This is a genomic window from Streptomyces sp. NBC_00285, assembly GCF_036174265.1.
Classification (GTDB): domain Bacteria; phylum Actinomycetota; class Actinomycetes; order Streptomycetales; family Streptomycetaceae; genus Streptomyces.
This window is the reverse complement of sequence record NZ_CP108055.1, coordinates 172,274-191,695: the sequence shown is the minus strand read 5'-3', so window position 1 is coordinate 191,695 and position 19,422 is coordinate 172,274. Positions and strand designations below refer to the sequence as shown.

The 19,422-nt window shown below is 68.5% G+C and carries 23 protein-coding genes and 1 pseudogene; 12 read left to right on the top strand and 12 right to left on the bottom strand.

Going from position 1 to position 19,422, the window contains the following annotated elements; all coding sequences use genetic code 11:
* Positions 1-43 precede the first annotated feature (43 nt).
* From OHT57_RS00990 to OHT57_RS00975, 4 genes and pseudogenes are all read left to right on the top strand, one after another.
* Entirely contained in the window at positions 44-217 is a 174-nt protein-coding gene (locus OHT57_RS00990) for a hypothetical protein (RefSeq protein ID WP_328743887.1), read from the top strand.
* Positions 218-314: 97 nt separating this feature from the next.
* Positions 315-1,145, top strand: a complete 831-nt coding sequence (locus OHT57_RS00985; RefSeq protein ID WP_328743886.1) for a glycoside hydrolase domain-containing protein — start codon at positions 315-317, stop codon at positions 1,143-1,145.
* A gap of 232 nt (positions 1,146-1,377) precedes the next feature.
* Positions 1,378-1,596: pseudogene (locus OHT57_RS00980) on the top strand (hypothetical protein); the annotation flags it as partial.
* A 288-nt stretch (positions 1,597-1,884) separates the two neighbouring features.
* Positions 1,885-2,511 carry a TetR/AcrR family transcriptional regulator gene (locus OHT57_RS00975; protein WP_328743884.1) on the top strand — a complete coding sequence of 209 codons (627 nt, stop codon included), beginning with the start codon at positions 1,885-1,887 and terminating at the stop codon, positions 2,509-2,511.
* A 22-nt stretch (positions 2,512-2,533) separates the two neighbouring features.
* Here OHT57_RS00975 and OHT57_RS00970 read toward each other — a convergent pair whose 3' ends face one another.
* Together OHT57_RS00970 and OHT57_RS00965 are read right to left on the bottom strand one after the other, a co-directional pair.
* Positions 2,534-2,905, bottom strand: coding sequence for a hypothetical protein (locus tag OHT57_RS00970; protein ID WP_328743882.1), 372 nt, complete (start codon positions 2,903-2,905; stop codon positions 2,534-2,536).
* On the bottom strand, positions 2,899-3,636 hold the full coding sequence (locus OHT57_RS00965) for a sulfotransferase family protein (RefSeq protein ID WP_328743881.1): 738 nt from the start codon (positions 3,634-3,636) through the stop codon (positions 2,899-2,901). The genes OHT57_RS00970 and OHT57_RS00965 overlap by 7 nt, the downstream gene beginning before the upstream one ends.
* Positions 3,637-3,932: 296 nt before the next feature.
* Here OHT57_RS00965 and OHT57_RS00960 point away from each other — a divergent pair, with 296 nt between their 5' ends.
* Complete coding sequence (locus tag OHT57_RS00960; RefSeq protein WP_328743880.1) at positions 3,933-5,138, top strand: acyltransferase family protein; 1,206 nt, start codon at positions 3,933-3,935, stop codon at positions 5,136-5,138.
* 36 nt (positions 5,139-5,174) lie between these two features.
* Here the strand turns inward: OHT57_RS00960 and OHT57_RS00955 are convergent, their stop codons facing one another.
* The 4 genes from OHT57_RS00955 to OHT57_RS00940 form a co-directional block, all read right to left on the bottom strand.
* A complete protein-coding gene (locus tag OHT57_RS00955; RefSeq protein WP_328743879.1) occupies positions 5,175-5,438 on the bottom strand; it encodes a GlsB/YeaQ/YmgE family stress response membrane protein in 264 nt (87 codons plus the stop codon).
* A gap of 103 nt (positions 5,439-5,541) precedes the next feature.
* Positions 5,542-6,126 (bottom strand): TerD family protein, encoded by a 585-nt coding sequence (locus tag OHT57_RS00950; RefSeq protein ID WP_328743878.1) that lies wholly within the window; start codon positions 6,124-6,126, stop codon positions 5,542-5,544.
* Between the two features lie 43 nt (positions 6,127-6,169).
* Complete coding sequence (locus OHT57_RS00945) at positions 6,170-6,808, bottom strand: hypothetical protein (RefSeq protein ID WP_328743877.1); 639 nt, start codon at positions 6,806-6,808, stop codon at positions 6,170-6,172.
* An 82-nt stretch (positions 6,809-6,890) separates the two neighbouring features.
* A complete protein-coding gene (locus tag OHT57_RS00940; RefSeq protein ID WP_328743876.1) occupies positions 6,891-7,466 on the bottom strand; it encodes a TerD family protein in 576 nt (191 codons plus the stop codon).
* A gap of 149 nt (positions 7,467-7,615) precedes the next feature.
* Between OHT57_RS00940 and OHT57_RS00935 the strand changes: the two genes are divergently transcribed.
* Positions 7,616-8,047, top strand: coding sequence for a BlaI/MecI/CopY family transcriptional regulator (locus tag OHT57_RS00935; RefSeq protein ID WP_443053403.1), 432 nt, complete (start codon positions 7,616-7,618; stop codon positions 8,045-8,047).
* Between the two features lie 6 nt (positions 8,048-8,053).
* The gene (locus tag OHT57_RS00930) at positions 8,054-8,986 is read left to right on the top strand and encodes a M56 family metallopeptidase (protein WP_328743872.1); all 933 of its coding nucleotides are present in this window, start codon (positions 8,054-8,056) and stop codon (positions 8,984-8,986) included.
* Positions 8,987-9,066: 80 nt separating this feature from the next.
* On the opposite strand, the gene OHT57_RS00925 is transcribed toward OHT57_RS00930, so the two are convergent.
* Both OHT57_RS00925 and OHT57_RS00920 read right to left on the bottom strand, forming a co-directional pair.
* Positions 9,067-9,522, bottom strand: a complete 456-nt coding sequence (locus tag OHT57_RS00925) for a tellurite resistance TerB family protein (RefSeq protein WP_328753081.1) — start codon at positions 9,520-9,522, stop codon at positions 9,067-9,069.
* Positions 9,523-10,017: 495 nt separating this feature from the next.
* A complete protein-coding gene (locus tag OHT57_RS00920) occupies positions 10,018-11,019 on the bottom strand; it encodes a sporulation protein (protein ID WP_328743871.1) in 1,002 nt (333 codons plus the stop codon).
* Between the two features lie 350 nt (positions 11,020-11,369).
* On the opposite strand from OHT57_RS00920, the gene OHT57_RS00915 reads away from it, so the two are divergent.
* Complete coding sequence (locus OHT57_RS00915; RefSeq protein ID WP_328743870.1) at positions 11,370-12,704, top strand: hemolysin family protein; 1,335 nt, start codon at positions 11,370-11,372, stop codon at positions 12,702-12,704.
* Complete coding sequence (locus tag OHT57_RS00910) at positions 12,701-13,723, top strand: hemolysin family protein (RefSeq protein WP_328743869.1); 1,023 nt, start codon at positions 12,701-12,703, stop codon at positions 13,721-13,723. Before OHT57_RS00915 ends, OHT57_RS00910 begins: the two co-directional genes overlap by 4 nt.
* A 70-nt stretch (positions 13,724-13,793) precedes the next feature.
* On the opposite strand, the gene OHT57_RS00905 is transcribed toward OHT57_RS00910, so the two are convergent.
* Together OHT57_RS00905 and OHT57_RS00900 are read right to left on the bottom strand one after the other, a co-directional pair.
* Positions 13,794-14,774, bottom strand: coding sequence for an ABC transporter permease subunit (locus tag OHT57_RS00905; RefSeq protein WP_328743868.1), 981 nt, complete (start codon positions 14,772-14,774; stop codon positions 13,794-13,796).
* Positions 14,771-15,643 carry an ABC transporter ATP-binding protein gene (locus tag OHT57_RS00900; RefSeq protein WP_328743867.1) on the bottom strand — a complete coding sequence of 291 codons (873 nt, stop codon included), beginning with the start codon at positions 15,641-15,643 and terminating at the stop codon, positions 14,771-14,773. Before OHT57_RS00900 ends, OHT57_RS00905 begins: the two co-directional genes overlap by 4 nt.
* A 234-nt stretch (positions 15,644-15,877) precedes the next feature.
* On the opposite strand from OHT57_RS00900, the gene OHT57_RS00895 reads away from it, so the two are divergent.
* The 3 genes from OHT57_RS00895 (at position 15,878) to OHT57_RS00885 (ending at position 18,364) form a co-directional block, all read left to right on the top strand.
* Positions 15,878-17,173 carry a sensor histidine kinase gene (locus OHT57_RS00895; RefSeq protein ID WP_328743866.1) on the top strand — a complete coding sequence of 432 codons (1,296 nt, stop codon included), beginning with the start codon at positions 15,878-15,880 and terminating at the stop codon, positions 17,171-17,173.
* Positions 17,170-17,865 (top strand): response regulator transcription factor, encoded by a 696-nt coding sequence (locus OHT57_RS00890; RefSeq protein ID WP_328743865.1) that lies wholly within the window; start codon positions 17,170-17,172, stop codon positions 17,863-17,865. Before OHT57_RS00895 ends, OHT57_RS00890 begins: the two co-directional genes overlap by 4 nt.
* Positions 17,866-17,926: 61 nt before the next feature.
* Entirely contained in the window at positions 17,927-18,364 is a 438-nt protein-coding gene (locus OHT57_RS00885) for a hypothetical protein (protein ID WP_328743864.1), read from the top strand.
* 28 nt (positions 18,365-18,392) lie between these two features.
* Here the strand turns inward: OHT57_RS00885 and OHT57_RS00880 are convergent, their stop codons facing one another.
* Together OHT57_RS00880 and OHT57_RS00875 are read right to left on the bottom strand one after the other, a co-directional pair.
* Positions 18,393-18,545, bottom strand: coding sequence for a twin-arginine translocase TatA/TatE family subunit (locus OHT57_RS00880; protein WP_328743863.1), 153 nt, complete (start codon positions 18,543-18,545; stop codon positions 18,393-18,395).
* 97 nt (positions 18,546-18,642) lie between these two features.
* Positions 18,643-19,407 (bottom strand): transposase family protein, encoded by a 765-nt coding sequence (locus tag OHT57_RS00875; RefSeq protein ID WP_443053402.1) that lies wholly within the window; start codon positions 19,405-19,407, stop codon positions 18,643-18,645.
* Positions 19,408-19,422: the final 15 nt, after the last annotated feature.

Genomic DNA, 19,422 nt, shown 5'->3' with positions numbered 1-19,422 from the left:
TCCCGAAACACCTCTCAACGGCGAATACCAAGGAGCAATCAGCATGTCCCAGTCCCGCGTCGGCGTCCTGGTGATGTCGATCGGCGTCGCTCTCACAGCGGCCGGAGCAGCGATGTACGTTCTTCCCGGCCCGGGCCTACCTGTCCTGCTTATGGGTCTCGCCGCTGTCGTGGCAGGAGGAGCCGTATGGTTCATCGGCCGCAACTCCGCAAGCTGAACGCTCCTCGGCCGTCATAAGACGTAACGATTTCTCTTTTCGATATCCGCCAGGGCTGCAACAGCCCTGGCCGGCCAGACTTTTGTGGGGTGGGGAAATGCCGAAGCATCGGCTGACCAGAAAAGGCCGCTACATCGCCCTGGCGACGACCGGCATCGTCGTCGTGTCCGGCGCCGGGATCGCGGCTCAGACCTCGATGGCCGCCACGGCATGGCCCGCGCAAAAGACCTACACCGGCCGGGCCTTCGACGCCTGCACGGCGCCCTCGCTCACCGCGATGAAGGCGTGGAAGAAGGACGCCTACTACGGCGGCGTCGCCGTCTACATCGGCGGCAAGAACCGTGGCTGCGCCCAGCCCAACCTCACCAAGTCCTGGGTGAAGTCGGTCGACACCCTCGGCTGGCGGACCATCCCCCTGTACGTCGGGGCACAGCCGCCCTGCCAGAAGAGCCTCAACAAGGAGAGGTTCACCGCGGCCACCGCGGCCTCAGTCGGGGCCGCCAACGCAGGCGACGCGATCACCAAGGCCTCGGCGCTCGGCATGAAGCCCGGCAGCCCGATCTACCTCAACATGGAGTCGTACGACATCGCCGACAAGGCCTGCAACGACGCCACCCTCACCTATGTGCGGTCGTTCACCAAGACTCTGCGCACCAAGACCTACCGCGCGAGCCTCTACGGCTTCAGCAGCTCCAGTGCCAAGGCGATCGCCACCGCCAAGAACCGCACGGACCTGCCCGGCAACCTCTGGTACGCCCTGTGGAACGGTCAGGAGACCACCACCAAGGACTGGCCCTGGGACCCGAAGCTGTACACCGACCACAGCCGCGGCCACCAGTACAAGGCCAACAGCAAGGAGACGCGCGGCGGTCACACCATCAACGTCGACCGCAACGCCTGGGACGCCCCGGTCGCCATCATCGGCTGAACGGCTGGCCACGGGGGTGACCCGCGACTCTGTCTCGACGGCCTGCGGCGTCATCGATCCGTGAGCGTCTTTGTGAAGCTACTTGAGGAGGAATTTCGGGTTCTGTTCCCGTGCTCCGGCCAGGACTTCGAAGAGCTTGAAGAGAGTGGGCAGATAGCGCGCTTGATCGACCTGCTCACCGGTCCGCGAGGGTCCCCGATCGGCGCAGCCTGGTAGCCGGAAAGCGGGGCACAACCGCACCGCCGTGATCCGGCTGTTCGGCGCGGTGCTGGCCGAACAGAACGACGAATGGACCGAGGCCCGCCGCTATATGGGGCTCGCCTTACTGGCCAAGGCGCGCCTCCTTCCGGTCGAGTCAGAAATCGACGGAACCGCCCTGTCTACCGAACTCACCGCATCGCCTCAAAACGAGAGTACTGAACGGCCGGCTCAAGCCTCTCGGGAATGGTAGGAAGGTTGCAGCCTCGGGGAATTGGCGTATTGCGGGGTTGCCATTTTCCATGGCCGGGATGTTCTCCAGAACCGACCGAGCCGGCACACGCGCGAGTCTTGCTGAGGGGCCCTGCCGAGACGCCGGCTGTCGGCCAGCCCCCTGGAGCAGGGTCGTTCTCGGAGCGGAAACTTCACACGTCGATCCGGCCCCCGGTGGTCGTGCGGGGCTCGGTCTGTATCCAGAGGCCACTGTGGTCGGCCGCCGGATGGCGAGGGGCGGTGTCATGTTGGTGGTTACGCTGCCGTCATGCGGACACCGGCGAAGAGTGATCTGACGGGGCGGGCCAGGCTGCGCGAGACGGCGCTGGAACTGTTCGCCGAACGGGGGTTCGAGGCGACGTCGACCCGGGCGGTGGCGGCCGCGGCCGGTCTCTCGCCGGCCTTGGTCACCCGGCACTTCGGCTCCAAGGAGGGCCTGCGCGCCGCGGTCGACGAATACGTCCTGGACCGCATCACCGAGCAACTGCGCGACCTCGACCCGGACAAGGGGCTGATGGCTTCGCTGGGCGAGGTCTCGGCACACGTCTTTGGCGCGGATCCGGTGCTGCGCGGCTACCTGCGGCACGTGCTCCTGGAGAACAGCGAAGCCAGCTCAGAACTGTTCGGGCGCCTGCTGGCCGGTGCGCGTGCGGAGGTGGAACGGCTGTCCGGGACATACGGCGGGCAGGGACCCGACGACGAGTGGGCGCCGTTCCAAATGCTCTGCCTGATCCTCGGGCCACTGCTGCTGGAGCGGGTGATGCAGCCCAACCTGGACGAACCGATGTTCGCGCCCGACGTCCTGGCACGCCGGAGCGCGGCCAATCAACGGCTGTTGCTTCAGGGATTCTTCGGATCCCTGAAGGACAGTGCCGACGGGGGAAGCACGGGCTGACGGACGGACTCACGGTTGGTGATCAACGCCGCCCGGGGAGAAGCGTCTTCACCATCGCGGCAAACTCCTGCGGGGCGTCTTTTCCGGTGACGCACATCTCGATGTATCGGGTACCGCTTGCCTCGTGACGTGCGCGCACCGTGTCGGCGCCTTCCGCGGCGCACGGAACGATGGCCACGATCCCGTTGCGGGCCAGCACCTCGGCCGTCATTCCAGTGCGCTCAGGGCGCGCACCCGAGCCGTCGAGCCGATCGAGGACCTGCACCCGGTGCCCATCGGCAGCCAGCCGCTCTGCCATCGCGTAGGCGGCGGCCCGCCGGTCGGCCAGCGACCGCCCTGTCACCCACACCGTCGCGCCGGCGCAGGTGCATCGGCACTTCACGTCTTTCAACATCGGTATCCCCAAGTGCGGGCGATGTCGTGCAGCGCCTCGGGTACCTCTTCCGGGGCCGGCAGCGGCCGTGCCCTCTGAATCCGTCCGGACTTGATGTTCTCGCTCCAGTCACCGATGAACGGTACGAACGGCCCGTGGTCGCCCTTTCGGTATTCGAGCATCCTCGGTGTCCACGGCACGCCGAGGTACGCGCAGATCTTCCGCGTGACGTCGGCGGGCTGCTCGGTCAGATCTTCGTAGCGGACTGTCAGCCCTTCCAGACTGTTGCGGGCGGCCTCCACCGCGTCGATGTACATGCGCACCTCGCGCACGGTCGCATCCAACTCACGGTCGGGACGGTTGTTGATCAGCGAGCTGACCATCGACGCCGGGTGGCGGAGCAGGAAGAGATAGCGGGCTTTCGGCCAGCCCTCGTGCAACCGCTCCCACACGCCCGCGTTGCCCGGTGTCTTGTCGACGATGATCTGCTTGCCGCTGAGCACGAGTTCGCGGTGCAGGATCCGGTCCCACAGGAGGTACTCCAACTCCCTCTGGTCGAGGCCGAGTTCATCCATCGCCTTCTTGGTGTACGGCTTGGTGAGATCGACGGAGAGCGTGCGCAGGTGCATCTCGTGCGGGGCCCGGACCTGGGGGTGGCTGTTGAGCAGCACTCGCAGCAGCGTCGAGCCGGAGCGTATGGAGGAGATGACGAACACCGGGTCAGGTACCAGGCGGCCGGCCGACTGTGGCACGGGCGATTCCGAGAGCCTTCGCAGTCGTCGTCGCATTCCGCGTGCCACGCGGCGGACTTCTGTTCCGGGTGAAACCATGGCCGTGCCTCCTTGTCCCCCCGTCGTGTGGAACCGGACCCTCCTCTTGAAGGCTTGACCATACTGTGGCGTACCCCTGGGCTCGCCATGGGTGATGGATAAGAATTCCATGAGGACATCGAGCTGCCCGAAAAGTGCTGGGCGCCTACGGCTTTCCGGAGGGCGGGACGGGGGCTGGCACCAGTGCGATGTGTACAAGTGTTGAGGAAGCTGAACGCATGTACACCACCGATTCCGGCGCCCCGCCGCCCACCACCCGCCCGGTTGGTCGTCTTCGTCTGGGCTGGCTGGACAACTTACGCATCGCCCTGACCGTTCTGGTCGTCGTTCACCACGCGGCACAGGCGTACGGCCCCGCCGACTGGTGGTACGTCGAGGGGCAGCCGCGGACTCCGGCCCTCGCCACCCTCTCCGCAGTCGACGGGGCCTTCTTCATGAGCCTGTTCTTCTTCGTCTCGGCCGTTTTCGTGCCCGAGTCCTACGAGTGGCGCGGTACGTGGCCGTTCCTGAAGGGCCGGCTGGTCCGGCTCGGCACCCCGGTTGTGGCGGGAGCGCTGACGATCGTGCCGGGCCTGATGTACGCCTACTACGTCCGCTACCGCGGCTATCCGCCGATCTCCTTTCCTCACTACTTCACCGACGTCTACCTCGGGCTGGGTGACAGGCCCGCGGACTGGAGCGGGCCATCGTGGCCGGACCTCCAGTTCGGGCACCTGTGGTTCATCCAGAACCTGCTGGCGTACGTCGTGCTCTACGTGCTGTGCCGCAAGGCCTGCCACCTGCTGAGGCGACGGCCCGGCCCGCCGCGGAAGACGCGCGCGCCAGGGCACGCGGCACTGCTGGGGCTGACGGCGGGGATCTCGATGGCGACCTTCCTGGTACGGCTGCGCTACCCGCTGGATGAGTGGGTCCCGTTTCTGGACTTCCTCCAGGTGGAGCCCGCCCGGGTGCCGCAGTACGCGGCCTTCTTCACACTCGGGGTGCTCGCGCACCGCCACGACTGGCTGCGGCGGCTCCATGTCCGAGTCGGGTGGGTGTGGCTGGGCGGGGGTCTGGCCGGGGTGGCGCTTCTGTTCGCAGTAGGATCCGACGCCGGCTGCTTCGGGAGCGGCGGCTTCGACGCGCCGTCGGCGCTGTGGGCGACGTACGAGAGTGTGTTGTGCGTGGCCCTGTGCGTCGGCCTGCTGACGCTGTTCCGGGAAGCGGTGACGCATCGCACGCGACTGACAGGAGAGCTGGCGGCCTGTTGCTATGCCGTGTACATCGTCCACCTGCCGCTGGTGGTCACCGTCCAGTACTGCCTGGCCGACCGCGGGTTGTCCGCGGCCGGCGCGTGGTTGGTCGTGTGCGTACTCGTCGTCCCGGTGTCCTTCCTCCTGGCGGCGGCCCTGCGCCGGCTGCCAGGCCTCCGTCAGGTGCTGTGACGTAGGCCGAGGCGAAACGGATTTTTGGGGCCGCGGTCAGTGACGGACCTTCACCTTGCTGACCGCGGCGACGCCGACGGCGGCGAGAGCGATCTGGATGAGCCACTCGATCCAGTCGACGCCCTTGGTGTTGGCGACGTCGAGGCCAGCGGCGATGCCGGTGCCGATGAACGCGGCGATGATGCCGATGGCAATCGTCCAGAGGACACCGATGCGCTGGCGCCCTGGGACGACGAGCCGGCCGAGGACACCGATCACGATGCCGATGACGATCGCGCTGATGATGCCTGAGATCTCCATGAGTGGTCTGCCCGCCCTCGGTCCAGTCGTTGATGGCGTGCGAGTGCCCGTTCGAACCGAGACCATTCCGCCCATGTATGAGGAAAATAAAGGACCCCGCGTTCTACAGGTACGGCTTGATCGTGGGCAGAAGGTCCTGGAAGGTGCGGCCGGTGGCGGGTTCGCCGATCGCCTTCATCTCCCAGCCGCCGGCGCCGCGTCGGACCTTGGCCATGATCTGCGCGGTGTGCCGGCCGCCGCCGGTGAGGGTGTAACGGGCGAGCTCCGTGCCCGTCGTCTCGTCGACCAGACGGCAGAAGGCGTTCTGCACCTCGGCGAAGGTCTGGCCGGTGAACGAGTTCACGGTGAAGACGATCTGGTCGACGCGGGCGGGCACGCCTGTCAGGTCGACGACGATCGACTCGTCGTCCCCGCCGGTGCCGGCGCCGCCGGTGAGGTTGTCCCCGGTGTGTCGTACCGAGCCGTCGTCGCTGGCCAGGTGCTGGAAGAAGACGACGTCCACTGGCTCACCGTCGGCGAAGAGCACCGCGGAGGCGTCCAGGTCGATCTGGCCCCCTCCGGTGAGCTTGGCCAGGAAGCCCTTACGGGGTGCGGCCTGCCAGCCCAGGCCCATACGGACGGTGGTGAGGGCACTGCCGTCGGCCTTCTGGAGACTGATCTGCTGGCCCTTGTTCAGGTTGATCGACATGGGGGGAGCCTCTCGCTCGCGGGTTCGTGGTGGTAATGGACTGCTAGCTGGTGTGAGGGAGACCGTCGCCGTTCGGTGGGTGTGACTCGGGCGCTGCGGAGCGGGAAGTGGCCTCGCTCATGTAGTGACGCAGGCGAGGCAGCATTCCCTGTGTGAGCAGCGCCTGCTGCCAGTTCAGCCGCGCTTGTTCCAGACGGGCGGGCTGTCGAGGGCCACCCTGCCGCCGTGCCGCGTGAGTCAGCAGGGCGGCGAAGGCGATGAGCGTGCCCACCGCCGCGATCAGGGCCAGGATCCAGCCCGCGGTGATCAGTGAGCCGGTCAAGGAGCGTTGTGCGCCGGTCAGTCGGAGTACGTAGCCGAGCACGAGCAGGGCGGCGGCGGATGTCCCGGCCACGGCTGGTGTCAGCACGGCCAGGGCAGCCAGCAGGCTGTTGCCGTCGGGTCGGTCCTCGTCGTTTTTGCGGGCTGGGGCGTGGAGCGCGAGGTAGGTGTCGTACTCGTCCCGCGCCGCGGCCGCGATCTTGTCGGCGTCCGTGAGCGCGCGCAGGCGCAGGCGGGAGGCTTTCCGGCCGGTGGGATCGGCGGCCAGGGCGGTGCGAATGTCGCAGGTGTTGAGCGCCAGGTGCAGGACGGCCTCGAAGTCCGGCTGGTCCTCGGGGCGCAGGCGGAACGGGGCGGTCACATGGCCTCCTGGGTGGAGTGTCACGTCCGGGGCCGGGGTGCGCGTCCGGAAGGGCGGACCCGGCCGAGCGGTGTGGGCGGTCTCAGACGTTCACGCCGAAGTCCGCGGCGATGCCGGCCAGTCCCGAGGCGTAACCCTGGCCGACGGCGCGGAACTTCCACTCCGCGCCGTTGCGGTAGAGCTCGCCGAAGACCATCGCGGTCTCGGTCGAGGCGTCCTCGGACAGGTCGTAGCGGGCGAGTTCGGTGCCGCCGGCCTGGTTCACCACGCGGATGAAGGCGTTGCGGATCTGTCCGAAGCTCTGCCCGCGGATCTCTGCGTCGTGTATCGACACGGGGAAGACGATCCTGTCGATCTCGGCGGGTACGGCGGCGAGGTTCACCTTGATGCTTTCGTCGTCGCCCTCGCCCTCACCGGTGAGGTTGTCGCCGGTGTGCTCGACCGAGCCGTCGGGGCTGGTGAGGTTGTTGTAGAAGACGAAGTGCTGGTCCGAGGCGACCTTGCCCGAGGTGTTCAGGAGCAGTGCGGAGGCGTCGAGGTCGAAGTCGGCGCCCGTGGTGGTGCGGACGTCCCAGCCCAGGCCGACCACGACGGCGGTCAGACCCGGCGCTTCCTTGCTCAGCGAGACGTTGCCACCCTTGGACAGGGAAACACCCATGGTTCATTCCTCCACACAGTCGGTTCGGGTCCGCATCACGGATCCCAGGTTAGAATCTACAACACTGTAGAAAAGTGAGGTCGGTCGAGCGGTGGCCTTCGTGTCGCCGCAACTCCTGTGCGAAAGACGGCCGCTCGGGTGTCTATACGATGTCGGGTCGGGAAACAGGCGGCGCGGAGAGGAGGCAGGGCGTGACGGAACACCGGCACGGTCCCCGGCGGCGGGGGCAGGGTGAGCTGGAGGTGCAGGTCCTGTCGGCACTGCGCGAGGCGGACGGACCGGCGACCGCCGGCTGGGTGCAGGAGCGCCTCGGCGCCGATCTCGCCTATACGACGGTGATCACGATCCTGACCCGGCTACTGGCCAAGGGTGTGGTGACCCGGGAGCGGACCGGCCGGTCCTTCGCCTGGACACCCAACTCGGACGAGGCGGGCCTCGCGGCGCACCGGATGCGCAAGGTGCTCGACGGGGAAGCCGACCGGGAAGCGGTGCTGGCCAGCTTCGTCACCGGCCTCGGTCCGGGTGACGAGCGGTTGCTGCGTGAATTGCTGGGTCGTGCCCGCGGTGAAGGGGAAGACTGAAGCCTCATGGGGGTGTTTGTCTTTCTGCCGCTGGTCCTGCCGCTGACCGCATGGCCGGTGGCCCGCCTGGCGGAGCAGCATCTGCATCCGCGCACCGCGACCAGGCTGCTGACCGGCGTGGCGGTGGCCATGGCGATGTGCAGCACGGTGTGTCTCGCGCTGGTGATGGTGGTCGGCACGGCCCAGCTGCCCGGCAACCCGCTGCCCGACGGCTGGTCCGACCCGGAAGTACGCGAGGCCGTACCGTTCGACGAAGTGGCCGGTAAGGCAGCCATCCCCGTGCTGCTCGCCGTGCTGGCGGCCTGCGGGCAGATGGTGTGGCGGCACGGCCGGATGCGGCGCCGCGCGCACCGGGCGCTGGCCGGACTGGCGGAGACAGGGGTGGTCGTACTGCCTGACACCACGCCGTACGCGTACGCCCTGCCGGGTGGCCGCCGGGAGCGAGTCGTGGTGACCACCGCACTGCTGGAGTGTCTGGAGCCCGCCGAGCGCCGGGCGCTGTTCGCCCACGAGCGCGCCCATCTGGCCGCCCGTCACCATCGCTTCCTCCTCGCCGTCAAACTCGCCTCGCAGGCCAACCCGTTGCTGTGGCCGCTGCGGACAGCCGTGTCGTATACGGCGGAGCGGTGGGCGGACGAGGAGGCGGCGCAGGCGGTCGGCAGCCGTCGTGCGGTGGCGCGCGCGATCGGCAAGGCGGCCCTGGTGGATCGTGGCGCTCCGACGCCGACGCTCGCGGGGTTCGCCGCGCCCGGGCCGGTGCCGCGCCGGGTGGCGGCTCTGCTCGGTCCGGCGCCCGCGGTACGCAGCTGGCCATCGGTGTTCACGGCGATGGGCCTGGCGGCCTGGGGTGCGGCTGCGGGCACGGCCGTCTCTGCGATGTCGTCCGCGAACTCCGCCGTGACCCTGCTTCTTATCCTGCATGCCGCCACTCCTCTTTGAGCGGGCGGGGACATCGTTGAGTGCGGTGTGCCGGGCAGCTCCCTGACGGGCCGGCCTGGCACACCTGCTCCATGTGTCGGTCAGAGGTCGAACTCGTGGGGCGGCAAATCGAGGGCGAAGCACGCCTCGCGGACCACGGCCTGCTCATCCTTGTCGAAGTCGCCGTCGGCGCCGCCGATGACGATGCCGATCTGAATGACGGCGCGCGCCTCGGCGGGCTTCTTCTTGGCCTTCGCGATCTCCTGGAGCACGCTGACCTTGCCGAAGTCGAAATCGGCGGTCAGCTTGTCCAGGTACTCCTCGAAGCGGCGGCGCAGGTCGTCGGCGGAAAAGTTCTGCAGCACCTCGTTGGCCGAGATCAGCTGGGTCACCCGTTGCCGCTCGGATGGGTCGACGGTGCCGTCGGCGGCGGCGACCAGGGCGCACATGGCCATGCTCGCGTCGCGGAAGGCGCCGCTTTTGAGGTCGTTCTTCTTCGCCACCAGCTGGGTCTGCATCGTCGATGCGGACTCCTTGACGCGGTCCCACAGGGCCATTAGAACTCCAAAAGTTCGATTACGGGGACCCGCCTTGTCAGCGGTGCCCATACTCCCATTGATATCTACAGCAACGTAGAAACTAGCGGTGGGCCGGATGAGTTCCGGTCGAGTCCACGAGATTCGGACTGCCGGGGACCGGCTTGGCTGCTGTCGGCGCCGTGGTGGCGATGCGACCACGTCCATGAGGACTGTGCTGCCGGAGCAAATGCAGGCTGGGCCCGGGCCTGGTCGTGGGCCGACTGCTGCTGCGTTGGTACGGCCGTTCGCCGGACCTCAAGCGCCTGCTCGTGTCGGCTCGCGACCTCATCTGCGTGATGGCCTCTCCTCGTCGACGACTGCCGCCCGTCGAGGAGGTGCCAGCCGGGCCGTCGCGGAGTTCTCGCAGAACCACGGGCGACCGGTTGGGCGGAGCTGGTGTGCGGATCGCGAGCAAGCCCTGCGCATGACCGATGATCGATGGCCGACCGGCCATCCCAGCCCACCTCGAACCGGTCAGTCCTCCTCTTCTGCCTCCTCGCCCTCGAAGAAGTCCCCGATCTCGTCGACCGCTTCGGCCGCGACCATCCCGCCGATCACGCCGACGGCCAGTCCGGCCGCGCCCGCGGCGACCGCGGTGCCCATGCCGGGTCCGGGACGGTGGCCCTCGTCGTGGTGGTGCTCACCGTGGCCGTAGTGGCCGCCGTGCCCGTACGGGTCGTGTCCATGGCCGGCGTGCGAACCGTACGAGGCCCGGTGCTCCACCAACTGCCGCATCCAGCCGTCGACTTCGGTGTTCCAGTCGCGGACGTCATGGTGGCCGACCGCGAACCGGGTGACCGTGTCATGCCCCTCGGAGAAGAGACCGCCGCGCTTGTCGGCCTCCAGGACGACCTCCATCCCGCCTGGTCCTGCCAGAAATGTCACCTCGATCTCGTTGACCTGGTGGGCGTACTGCGGCGCCGGACTGAGCTCGATCTCCTGGTAGAAGGGCAGTCGCTGACCGGTGCCGCGGATGTGGCCGTATTCGAGGTCGGCCGACCTGAAGCCGAAGCCGAGCTGCCCGAGGGCTTCCAGGATCGCTTCCTGGACCGGCAGCGGGGCGATGTTCAGCTGGTCGAGGTCACTCTTGTCCTTGGCGCCGGCGACGGCCAGTTCGGTCCGCACGCCGAGCACGATGCCCAGCCCCTGCCCGTACAGCTCGGTGATAGGCGTCTCCCACGGCAGCATCACGCTGAGCGGAACGCTGCGCAGCTCGCCCGCCGCGAGCCGGAAGCCGCCGCCGACCGTGAGCCGGTCGAAGGTGACGACTCCCTCGCTCTCGCCGTCCTCGTGCTCGGCCTCGACCCTCGCCACCAACTCCAGGGTGATGTGGTCGATGTCGAAGTCGGCGTCACCGCCCCTGAGATGAACCTGTCCGGTCAGCGTGGAGCCGGGGCGAGCGCCGCCCGGGTCGAGGACCGTGTCCACCGTGGGCCCGCCCGCGCCGAGCGATCCGAGCAGTCGTTTGAACACCATCGTGGCGTCCACTCCTTAAACGTGCGTGTCTTCCCCTGACGCCCTTTCAGTGCGGGCCTTCTACAGGTGCGTAGAAGCATAGGTGCCTGCCAAGCGCGGATGAGTGAGGTCCGCGCAGGTGTGGCGAAAACGGCCGAAAATGACTTCTCGTCCTGGCTAGAGAGGTGCCGACGCCCTGGCTGGGTGATGCTCTTTGTGGCTCCTTTACAGTGGGTGTAGAGACAAGCGGCCTTGCTTGCCTTCCCACTGTTCACGCGTGTTTCGACAAGGAGCCACAGTCCCGTCATGGGTGAGCCTCCCAGTACCAACTCGGCCCTGTTCCGCCCGTCCCGAGGAGCGGGGGTGGCCCGGTGACCGAGATCCTGCTCCTCTTGCTGGCCCTCCTCCTCACCCTGGCCTGCGCCGTGTTCGTCGCGGCCGAGTTCTCCCTGACCACCGTCGAGCGCGGTGACCTCGAACGAGCCGCCGAGGCCGGTGAACGCGGCGCCGATGGAGCCCTGGCCGCCGTACGCCGGCTGACCCTCCAGCTCTCCGGCGCTCAGCTCGGCATCACCGTCACCTCGCTGGTGATCGGCATGCTCGCCGAGCCGTCCCTGGCAGCACTGCTGAAGGGGCCGCTGGAAGCCGCCGGACTCGGGGGCGCGGCCTCCTCGGTGGCCAGCGTGCTGGGTGTCGCCGTGTCCACCGTCGTGCTGATGGTGGTGGGCGAACTGGTGCCGAAGAACTGGGCGATCTCCCGCCCGCTTGCCGTCGCCAAGGTGGTCGCGGGCCCGCAGCGCGGTTTCACGGCCGCCTTCGGCCCGTTCATCCGGCATCTGAACAACACCGCGAACCGTGTCGTACGGCGCTTCGGCCTGGAGCCCGCCGAGGAGCTGGCCTCCGCCCGCACACCGGAGGAGCTGGTCGCGCTCGCCAGGCGCTCGGCCGCCGAGGGCGCTCTGGAGGCCGACTCGGCCGAGTTGTTCGTGCGCACCCTGCATCTAGGTGAGCTGACCGCGGAGAACGTCATGACGCCCAGGGTGGATGTCCAGGCGCTGGAGGCGCACGCGACGGCCGTGGACGCGGCGAACCTGTCGTATGCGACCGGCCTGTCCCGCTTCCCGGTCTACCGGGACAGCTTGGACGAGGTCGTCGGGACCGTGCATATCCGAGACGTACTCGCCCTGGAGCCGGCGAAGCGGGCCGTCACCCCGGTCGCCGAACTGGCCACCGCACCCCTGCTGGTCCCCTCCTCGCTGACGGCGGACCGGCTTTTGGAGCGGATGCGGGAGCGGCGCACCATGGCCGTGGTCATCGACGAGTACGGCGGTACGGCGGGTGTGGCGACGGTGGAGGACATCGTCGAGGAGGTCGTCGGCGAGGTCCGCGACGAGCACGACCCCGTCGAAACGCCCGGCATCGTGTCCGCTTCCCCGGATCCGGAGGGCCGTGAGGTCTGGGAGGCGGACGGAAGCGTCCGCCTGGACGAACTCGCGGGCATAGGACTGACCGCGCCGGAAGGACCGTACGAGACCGTGGCCGGCATGATCGCCGCCCACCTTGAGCGCATCCCCGCCAAGGGAGACACCGTCGACGTCGGCGGCTGGCAGTTCGTCGTGCTGGAGATCGAGCACCACCGTGCCGACCGCGTACGGGTCACGAAACCGGTCCAGGAACCCGCCCAGGAAGGCGAGGAATCCCGATGACCGTTCTCCAGCTCACCATTGGCGCTCTGACGCTGTTGACCAACGCGTTCTTCGTGGGCGGCGAGTTCGCTCTGATCTCCGTGCGCCGCAGTCAGATCGAGCCGCATGCCCAGGCAGGTAACAAGCGGGCCCGCATGACCCTGTGGGGTCTGGAACACCTCTCCGCGATGATGGCCACCGCTCAGCTCGGCATCACCGTCTCTTCGCTGGTGTTGGGCGCGGTCGCCGAACCGGCCATTGCGCACATGTTGGAGCCCGGCTTCCATGCGGCCCACATCCCGCAGGGGCTCATCCATCCGATCGCCTTCGTGATCGCCCTTTCGCTGGCGACCTATCTGCACATGCTGATCGGCGAGATGGTTCCGAAGAACATCGCCCTTGCGGCCCCCGTGCCGACGGCGCTGTTGCTCGGACCGCCCCTGGTGGCCCTCACCCGCGCGCTGAAGCCGTTCGTGTTCGGCATCAACACCTTCGCCAACACCTTGCTGAAGCTGTTGCGCGTGGAGCCCAAGGACGAGGTCGAGTCGGTGTTCACCGACGACCAGCTCGCCCGCATGGTCGTCGAGGCCGGTGAGGCGGGGCTCCTGTCGCACGCCGACGGCGAGCGGCTGCGGGACGCGCTGGAGCTGGGCACCCGACCGGTCGGCGAGATCCTCGTCCCCACCCAGAAGATGCGAACCGTCGAGGAGACGGTCACCCCGGCGCGGCTGGAGCGGGTGGCCGCCGAGGCGGGCTACTCCCGCTTCCCGGTCACCGGCAGCGAGGGAACCCTGCTCGGCTACCTCCACATCAAGGACACCCTCGGGATCGCGGACCGCGAGCGGCCCTTCCCGCGTGAGGCGTTGCACCCGGTCACCCGGGTCCGTATCGACACCCCGCTGGACGACACCCTCACCGCCCTGCGCGCCGACGGCAGCCACCTGGCCGCGGTGACGGGGGAAACGGGGACAGTGCTCGGCTTTGTGACCATGGAGGATGTCCTGTCCGAGTTGGTGGGTCCAACTCCCGCCGCTACGTGAGCAGTTGATCACAGAGGTCCGGTCCGCGGCTCGTGGACCGGACCGGTACTGCCCTCGACGGGCGACATCGTCAGGTCACTCGGCGACGGCACCACCAGAAGCAGAAGGCACCCACGACCGCGACAAGGACGGCATAGACGCTGGCCTCGGCCCATTGGAGGATCCAGAAGTTTCCCGCGGGTTGGTAGGTGACCCTCTGGTGGTAGCCGGCTTTCGCGAGGGCGGTGAGGCAGACCTTCGGGGAGTCGCAGTCGGCGTACGACTCCGGAAGGTGCGCTGCGGGATGGCCCGTGGCGTTGAGGGTCTGTTCGGCGACGACCCAGGAGTCGGGCCTGCCGATGTCGACCTGGGAGACGGAGTCGAGCCGGAGGTTGGCCATCGTGCCGGGCCGGAAGGGGACGGTGACGGTGGACGGCGTCGCCAGATGCGGTCGGATCCATAGGGGCATGGCGACCTGGAGCGCGGTGGACGTGGCCAGGGTGGCCGCCATCGCCGGGATGGTTCGGCGGACGACGACGCCGAGCGTGACGCCCAGGACGAAGGCGAAGAGGGCGTAGCCGAGAGGGACGATGCCGCGGGCGGCGAAGACGGCGGGATCCACGCGTGGGACGAAGTTGTCGGTGTTGTCGGATCCGCCGGCGGAGACGGCCTGGTCGATCGGGCTGCTCCACCAGCTCACGGCGAAACTGGCCAGTCCCGCGGCGGCCACGGCGGTGCCGCCGGTGACGATGAGCTTGGTCAGGAGCCAGCGGGTGCGGGTGACGCTCTGGTTCCAGGCGAGGCGGTGAGTGCCGCTCTCCAGTTCCCGGGCGACCAGTGGGGCACCCCAGAACATGCCGAGGAGAGCCGGGACGAGCAGGACGGTCACTGCTCCGGCGAAGTACAAGGCCGTGTCGGCGCTGGTGAGTTGTTGGATCAGGTCGCCTCCGGCGGTGGTGCGCAGGCTGGCCAGTCGCGGTCCGGTGGCGGTGAGGAGCGCGACGAGAACGGCCAGCGTTGCGACCACCACTGCTGTCTGCATACGGAGTTGGCGCCAGGTCAGCCAGATCATCGGAGGGACTCCAGGGAGGAGGTTCGGCCCATGTAGGCGAGGACGATGTCTTCCAGGGGCAGCGATTCGACGGTCCAGGCGGGATCCGGAGGTGCAGGAGAATCGGCGCGTACGACTGCGGTGGTCCGGTCGTCGGTGCGGCTCGCGGAGACGATGTGCCGGCCCACTGACGGCAGCGTTTCTCCGGCCGGACCGGTGAGACGGTGGTGCGTGGCCGTCAAGTCGTCGATGTCGGAGGCCACTTGAACTCGTGAGCCGACGAGCACGATGACGTGGTCGCAGACCCTCTCGACATCGGAGACCAGGTGGGAGGAGAGGATGACGCTCATCTCCCGTCCGGTGATCGCCTCGGTGAGATCCTCCAGGAACTCACGGCGGGCCAGCGGGTCCAGGGCGGCGACCGGCTCGTCGAGGACGAGGAGTTCGGGACGTTTGGCGAGGCCGAGTGTGAGGGCGAGCTGGGCGCGCTGTCCGCCGGAGAGGCGTCCGGCGCGCTGGGCGGGGTCCAGGCCGAGGCGGCGGATGCGTTCCCGGGCGAGTGTGGCGTCCCACCGGGGGTTGAGGCGGGCGCCGAGCGCGAGGTGGTCGGCGACGCTCAACCCGGGGTAGGTGGGGGTGTCCTGGGCGACAAAGCCGACCTTGGCGAGTTGGGCGGGTCCGGTGGCGGGACGGCCACCGCAGACCTCGATCGTGCCGGTGGTCGGGGCGAGCATGCCGGACGCCAGATTCAACAAGGTCGACTTCCCGGCCCCGTTGGGGCCGACCAAGCCCGTCACGCGGCCTGCGGGGACGTCGAGGGTGCAGTCCGACAGGGCCCAGCGTCCTCGGAATTTCTTGCCCAGTGTTCGGGCTCTCAGCACGGCTGTCACACGCCGTCCTCTCCATGCAGGACCGGCCCCGGTGGCCGGCCCGCTGGACGCTACGGACCGCACGGTGCCGGGCGCGTCCGGCGTCCGAGCCATCTCCGTTCCTGCATTCGTCCTGCGTACGGAGGACTTCGGCCCCGCCTCCTCCGCGCGATGTAGACGAGCGATGTACGGGAGCGCGCAAGGACGGTCCGTGGAGACGATGGTGCGGGGGATGCGGCCGGGAACAATGGGGCGGTGACCAATGTGGCGGCCGTACCGGCGGGATACCGGCTTCGAGCGGGGTGGGCGGCGCTGACGCGTGCGAGCGGCCCACCGCTGCGGCCGTCCGGGCGCGACCTGATCCTCGACGCGCTGCTCGCCGCGGCCGCTGTCGCCGTCGGGGTCAACGACGTGCTCAGCGTCGGGACGGGCACTACGTATGTCCTCGTCGACGGGGTGCAGCGGGTGCGCCCGGAGGGAGCGAGCACGTGGTTCGGCGCGGTCGGGCCGATGCTCGTGGCCACCGTGCCGCTGGCTCTGCGCCGCCGCTTCCCGCTGACCGTCCTGTGGGCCGTCGTGGCCGCGTCGATCATGGCCCCGGACAGCCTGGCGCGAAGCATCTTCTACATGTTCGTGATCGCCACCTACAGCGCCGTCGTGCACAGCCCGTACCCGTTCCCCGCCCTGGCGAGCGTCCCGGCGGTCCTGCTCGTGATCAGCCTCCCGGCCCGCAACCCCGAACTGCCCGACGTCCCGACCGAGTACGTGCCGTTCCTCATCCTGGTACCCCTGGCCGCGGTGGCGTACGGGATGCGCAACTGGCGGCTGCGCGCCGGCGAACGCCAGGCACGGATGGCCGAGTTGGAGGGACGGAGGGCCGAGGAACTGCGCCGCGCCGCCGAGCAGGAGCGGGCCCGGATTGCCCGCGAACTGCACGACGTCGTCACCCACAACGTCAGCATGATGGTCATCCAGGCCGGCGCCGCCCGCAGGGTCCTGGACGCGGCGCCGGACCAGGCCCGCGAGGCACTGCTCGCCGTGGAGGCCGGGGGACGGGCGGCCATGACGGAACTGCGGCACGCCATGGGTCTGCTCACCATGAACGCCGACGACGACGCGGGGGACGGCTCCGGTCGCCTGGTACCGCAGCCGGGCCTCGACCAGGTGGAGGCGCTGGTGCGCGGGGTGCGGGAGTCGGGAGTGGACGTGGACCTGACCGTGACGGGGACTTCTCGGGAGGTTCCGCCCGGGGCCGGCCTGGCCGCGTACCGAGTGGTGCAGGAGGCATTGACCAACACCGTGAAGCACGCGGCCGGAGCCGACGTTTCGGTGACCGTCACCCATGGCACCTCCGACCTGCGCGTCGAGATCGCGGACACCGGCGGCACCCCGACCACCTCCGCGGCCACCGGCGACGGACGCGGCCTGTTCGGCCTGCGCGAGCGCCTGGCGGTCTACGGCGGCACCCTGCGCAACGGTCCCACTCCCGACGGCGGTTACCGTGTCCAGGCCCGGATCCCGCTGCCCACCCCGGAGACGGAGACGACGTGACCGACGCCCCGCTGCGCGTGGTGGTCGCCGACGACCAGACCCTCGTCCGCACCGGCTTCCGCATGATCCTCGCCTCCGACGGCATCAAGGTCGTCGCCGAGGCGGCCGACGGCGCGCAGGCCGTCGAAGCGGTACGCCGCACCAGCCCGGACGTCGTCCTGATGGACATCCGGATGCCGGAACTAGATGGCCTCGAAGCCACCCGGCGCATCCTCACCGGCGCCCCCGGCGAACCCCGCGTCATCATCCTGACCACGTTCGACCTCGACCAACTCGTCTACGACGCCCTCGCGGCAGGAGCCAGCGGCTTCCTCCTCAAGGACGTCACACCCGAACACCTCATCGCCGCGGTCCGCCTGGTCCGAACCGGCGACGCCCTCCTCGCCCCGGCCATCACCCGCCGCCTCGTCGAACGCCACGCCACCCCGACCCGCGAAGCGGAGACCGACGGCCCCGCCGAGCCGCACCCGGACCTGTCCGCCCTGACCCCTCGCGAGCTCGAAGTCCTACGCCTGCTGGCCCAGGGCCTGAGCAACACCGAACTCGCCGCCCGTCTCCACCTGTCAGAGACGACCGTCAAGACACACGTCTCACGCATCCTCGCCAAACTCCAACTCCGCGACCGCGTCCAGGCGGTGGTCATCGCCTACGAGACCGGACTGGTCAGAGCGGCCAACCGACGCAGCCCCTGACGTATGAATGGCGGGCCATGCGCGGGACGAAGCTGATGTTCAGAGAACTAGGGTGATCACCATGCGATGGGCGGATCGTCCGGTCTGGATCCGGCTGACAGCGGCGGTGTACATGGTCGGATTTCTGGAAGGGACGGCAGCGCACGGGTACTTCCTGCTGACGGGTGGGCTCGACGCCTACGCCTACGCACCGTTGCCCGTCCAACTCCTCTTCCACGTACTGTTGTTGCTGGACCCCATGGTTGCACTCGTGATCATCCGCGCTCGTTCCGCTGGGCCGATGCTCGCCGCCGCGGTCATGCTCACGGACGTGGCCGGCAACTGGAGCATCACGTGGAGAGCGGTCATGGAGCATCCCACCGCGTTCCTCCGTCCGGTGGGGCTGTTGCCGATCACGCTCTTCGGAGCCTTCGTCCTGCTCACCGCATTTCCGCTGCATCGGGCGCTGAGACCCGGCGCCGTCTATGCCCGTGCCTCCTCTCCGCCCGAGGCAAGATGACACGCGTGCGTCGGCCCGGCCGGGTGGTTCAGGCGCGATCCTGCCCCTTGATCGCCTTCGCCTCGCTCTTGAAGATGCGCGCGGCCTTGCCCGCTGACCGCGTCAGCTCGGGTAGTTTCTTGATCCCGACGATCACGATGACGACGATGAGGATCAAGGCCAGTTCGCTCAAACCGAACATCAGGTCCGCCCTTTCCCGGTGACGACTGCCAGCCGACGTGACGAACCGGCGGCACATGGCAAACTACAGTTTTGTAGAAGTCTCTCCTGGAGGTTGATCATCCAACAGGCCTGTCTTTCCGCCGAGTTGGCTGGGAGGCATCCGTGACAGCCAGTTGCCGTATGAGGTACCACTGCCGGTGGCCCGCCGCTTGTTGAGGTGAGGTTGGGAGAGCAGCCATGGCCTGCTCGCCGAGACAGCGGATCTTTGCGTGGCTACTGTTGTGACGGCGCTTCCATCGCTTGAGGCGGCGACCCCGGAACGGAACCCGAACGGTTCCTCCGGCTCCCTGATACGCCTTGTCCGCCCAGCATTTGAGGCTTGCATCGGCGAGGGTCTCAATGATTCCTTGCTGCCGAGCGGCAGCCAGGTCGTGGGTTGAGCCGGGCCGTGCTGGCGAGGCCCAGAGCAGGCGACCGAACGGGTCGGTGAGCACCTGAACGTTCATGCCGTGGCATTTGTGCCTCCCCGAGTAGTACGGGGTGTTGGCCGCGATGCGGTCGATCGGCAGCAGCGTGCCGTCGAGGATGACGAACGCTTTGGTCAGGATCGCCGCCATCGCCTCGGCCCGGGACGGCGCGAGCGCGGCCAGTACCTCGATTGCTTCGCGTATGTAGCGGAACAGGATCCCGATGCCGAACCCGGCGGCGAGTTGGGCGTAGGTATCGCCACACCGCAGGTGGGCCAGGGTCAACAGGGCCTGGCGGCCGACAAGCAGGCGTCGCCATCGCGTCCCGATCTCCCGCTGTCGGATGGCGAGTTGCCTACCGAGGTACCTCAGGGTACGGCTGGACAGCTCGATCGAGGACGGATAGACAAGCATGCGAAGCTCCTGGCG

Bases quoted from the DNA above. Each gene is read 5' to 3' on its own strand.
- OHT57_RS00940 (WP_328743876.1), bottom strand. From the start codon at position 7,466: ATGGGTGTTTCCCTGTCCAAGGGTGGCAACGTCTCGCTGAGCAAGGAA.
- OHT57_RS00905 (WP_328743868.1), bottom strand. From the start codon at position 14,774: ATGATCTGGCTGACCTGGCGCCAACTCCGTATGCAGACAGCAGTGGTG.
- OHT57_RS00960 (WP_328743880.1), top strand. From the start codon at position 3,933: ATGTACACCACCGATTCCGGCGCCCCGCCGCCCACCACCCGCCCGGTT.
- OHT57_RS00930 (WP_328743872.1), top strand. From the start codon at position 8,054: ATGGGGGTGTTTGTCTTTCTGCCGCTGGTCCTGCCGCTGACCGCATGG.
- OHT57_RS00990 (WP_328743887.1), top strand. From the start codon at position 44: ATGTCCCAGTCCCGCGTCGGCGTCCTGGTGATGTCGATCGGCGTCGCT.
- OHT57_RS00985 (WP_328743886.1), top strand. From the start codon at position 315: ATGCCGAAGCATCGGCTGACCAGAAAAGGCCGCTACATCGCCCTGGCG.
- OHT57_RS00925 (WP_328753081.1), bottom strand. From the start codon at position 9,522: ATGGCCCTGTGGGACCGCGTCAAGGAGTCCGCATCGACGATGCAGACC.
- OHT57_RS00950 (WP_328743878.1), bottom strand. From the start codon at position 6,126: ATGTCGATCAACCTGAACAAGGGCCAGCAGATCAGTCTCCAGAAGGCC.
- OHT57_RS00880 (WP_328743863.1), bottom strand. From the start codon at position 18,545: ATGTTCGGTTTGAGCGAACTGGCCTTGATCCTCATCGTCGTCATCGTG.
- OHT57_RS00975 (WP_328743884.1), top strand. From the start codon at position 1,885: ATGCGGACACCGGCGAAGAGTGATCTGACGGGGCGGGCCAGGCTGCGC.
- OHT57_RS00875 (WP_443053402.1), bottom strand. From the start codon at position 19,407: ATGCTTGTCTATCCGTCCTCGATCGAGCTGTCCAGCCGTACCCTGAGG.
- OHT57_RS00885 (WP_328743864.1), top strand. From the start codon at position 17,927: ATGCGATGGGCGGATCGTCCGGTCTGGATCCGGCTGACAGCGGCGGTG.
- OHT57_RS00970 (WP_328743882.1), bottom strand. From the start codon at position 2,905: ATGTTGAAAGACGTGAAGTGCCGATGCACCTGCGCCGGCGCGACGGTG.
- OHT57_RS00920 (WP_328743871.1), bottom strand. From the start codon at position 11,019: ATGGTGTTCAAACGACTGCTCGGATCGCTCGGCGCGGGCGGGCCCACG.
- OHT57_RS00955 (WP_328743879.1), bottom strand. From the start codon at position 5,438: ATGGAGATCTCAGGCATCATCAGCGCGATCGTCATCGGCATCGTGATC.
- OHT57_RS00910 (WP_328743869.1), top strand. From the start codon at position 12,701: ATGACCGTTCTCCAGCTCACCATTGGCGCTCTGACGCTGTTGACCAAC.
- OHT57_RS00935 (WP_443053403.1), top strand. From the start codon at position 7,616: ATGTCGGGTCGGGAAACAGGCGGCGCGGAGAGGAGGCAGGGCGTGACG.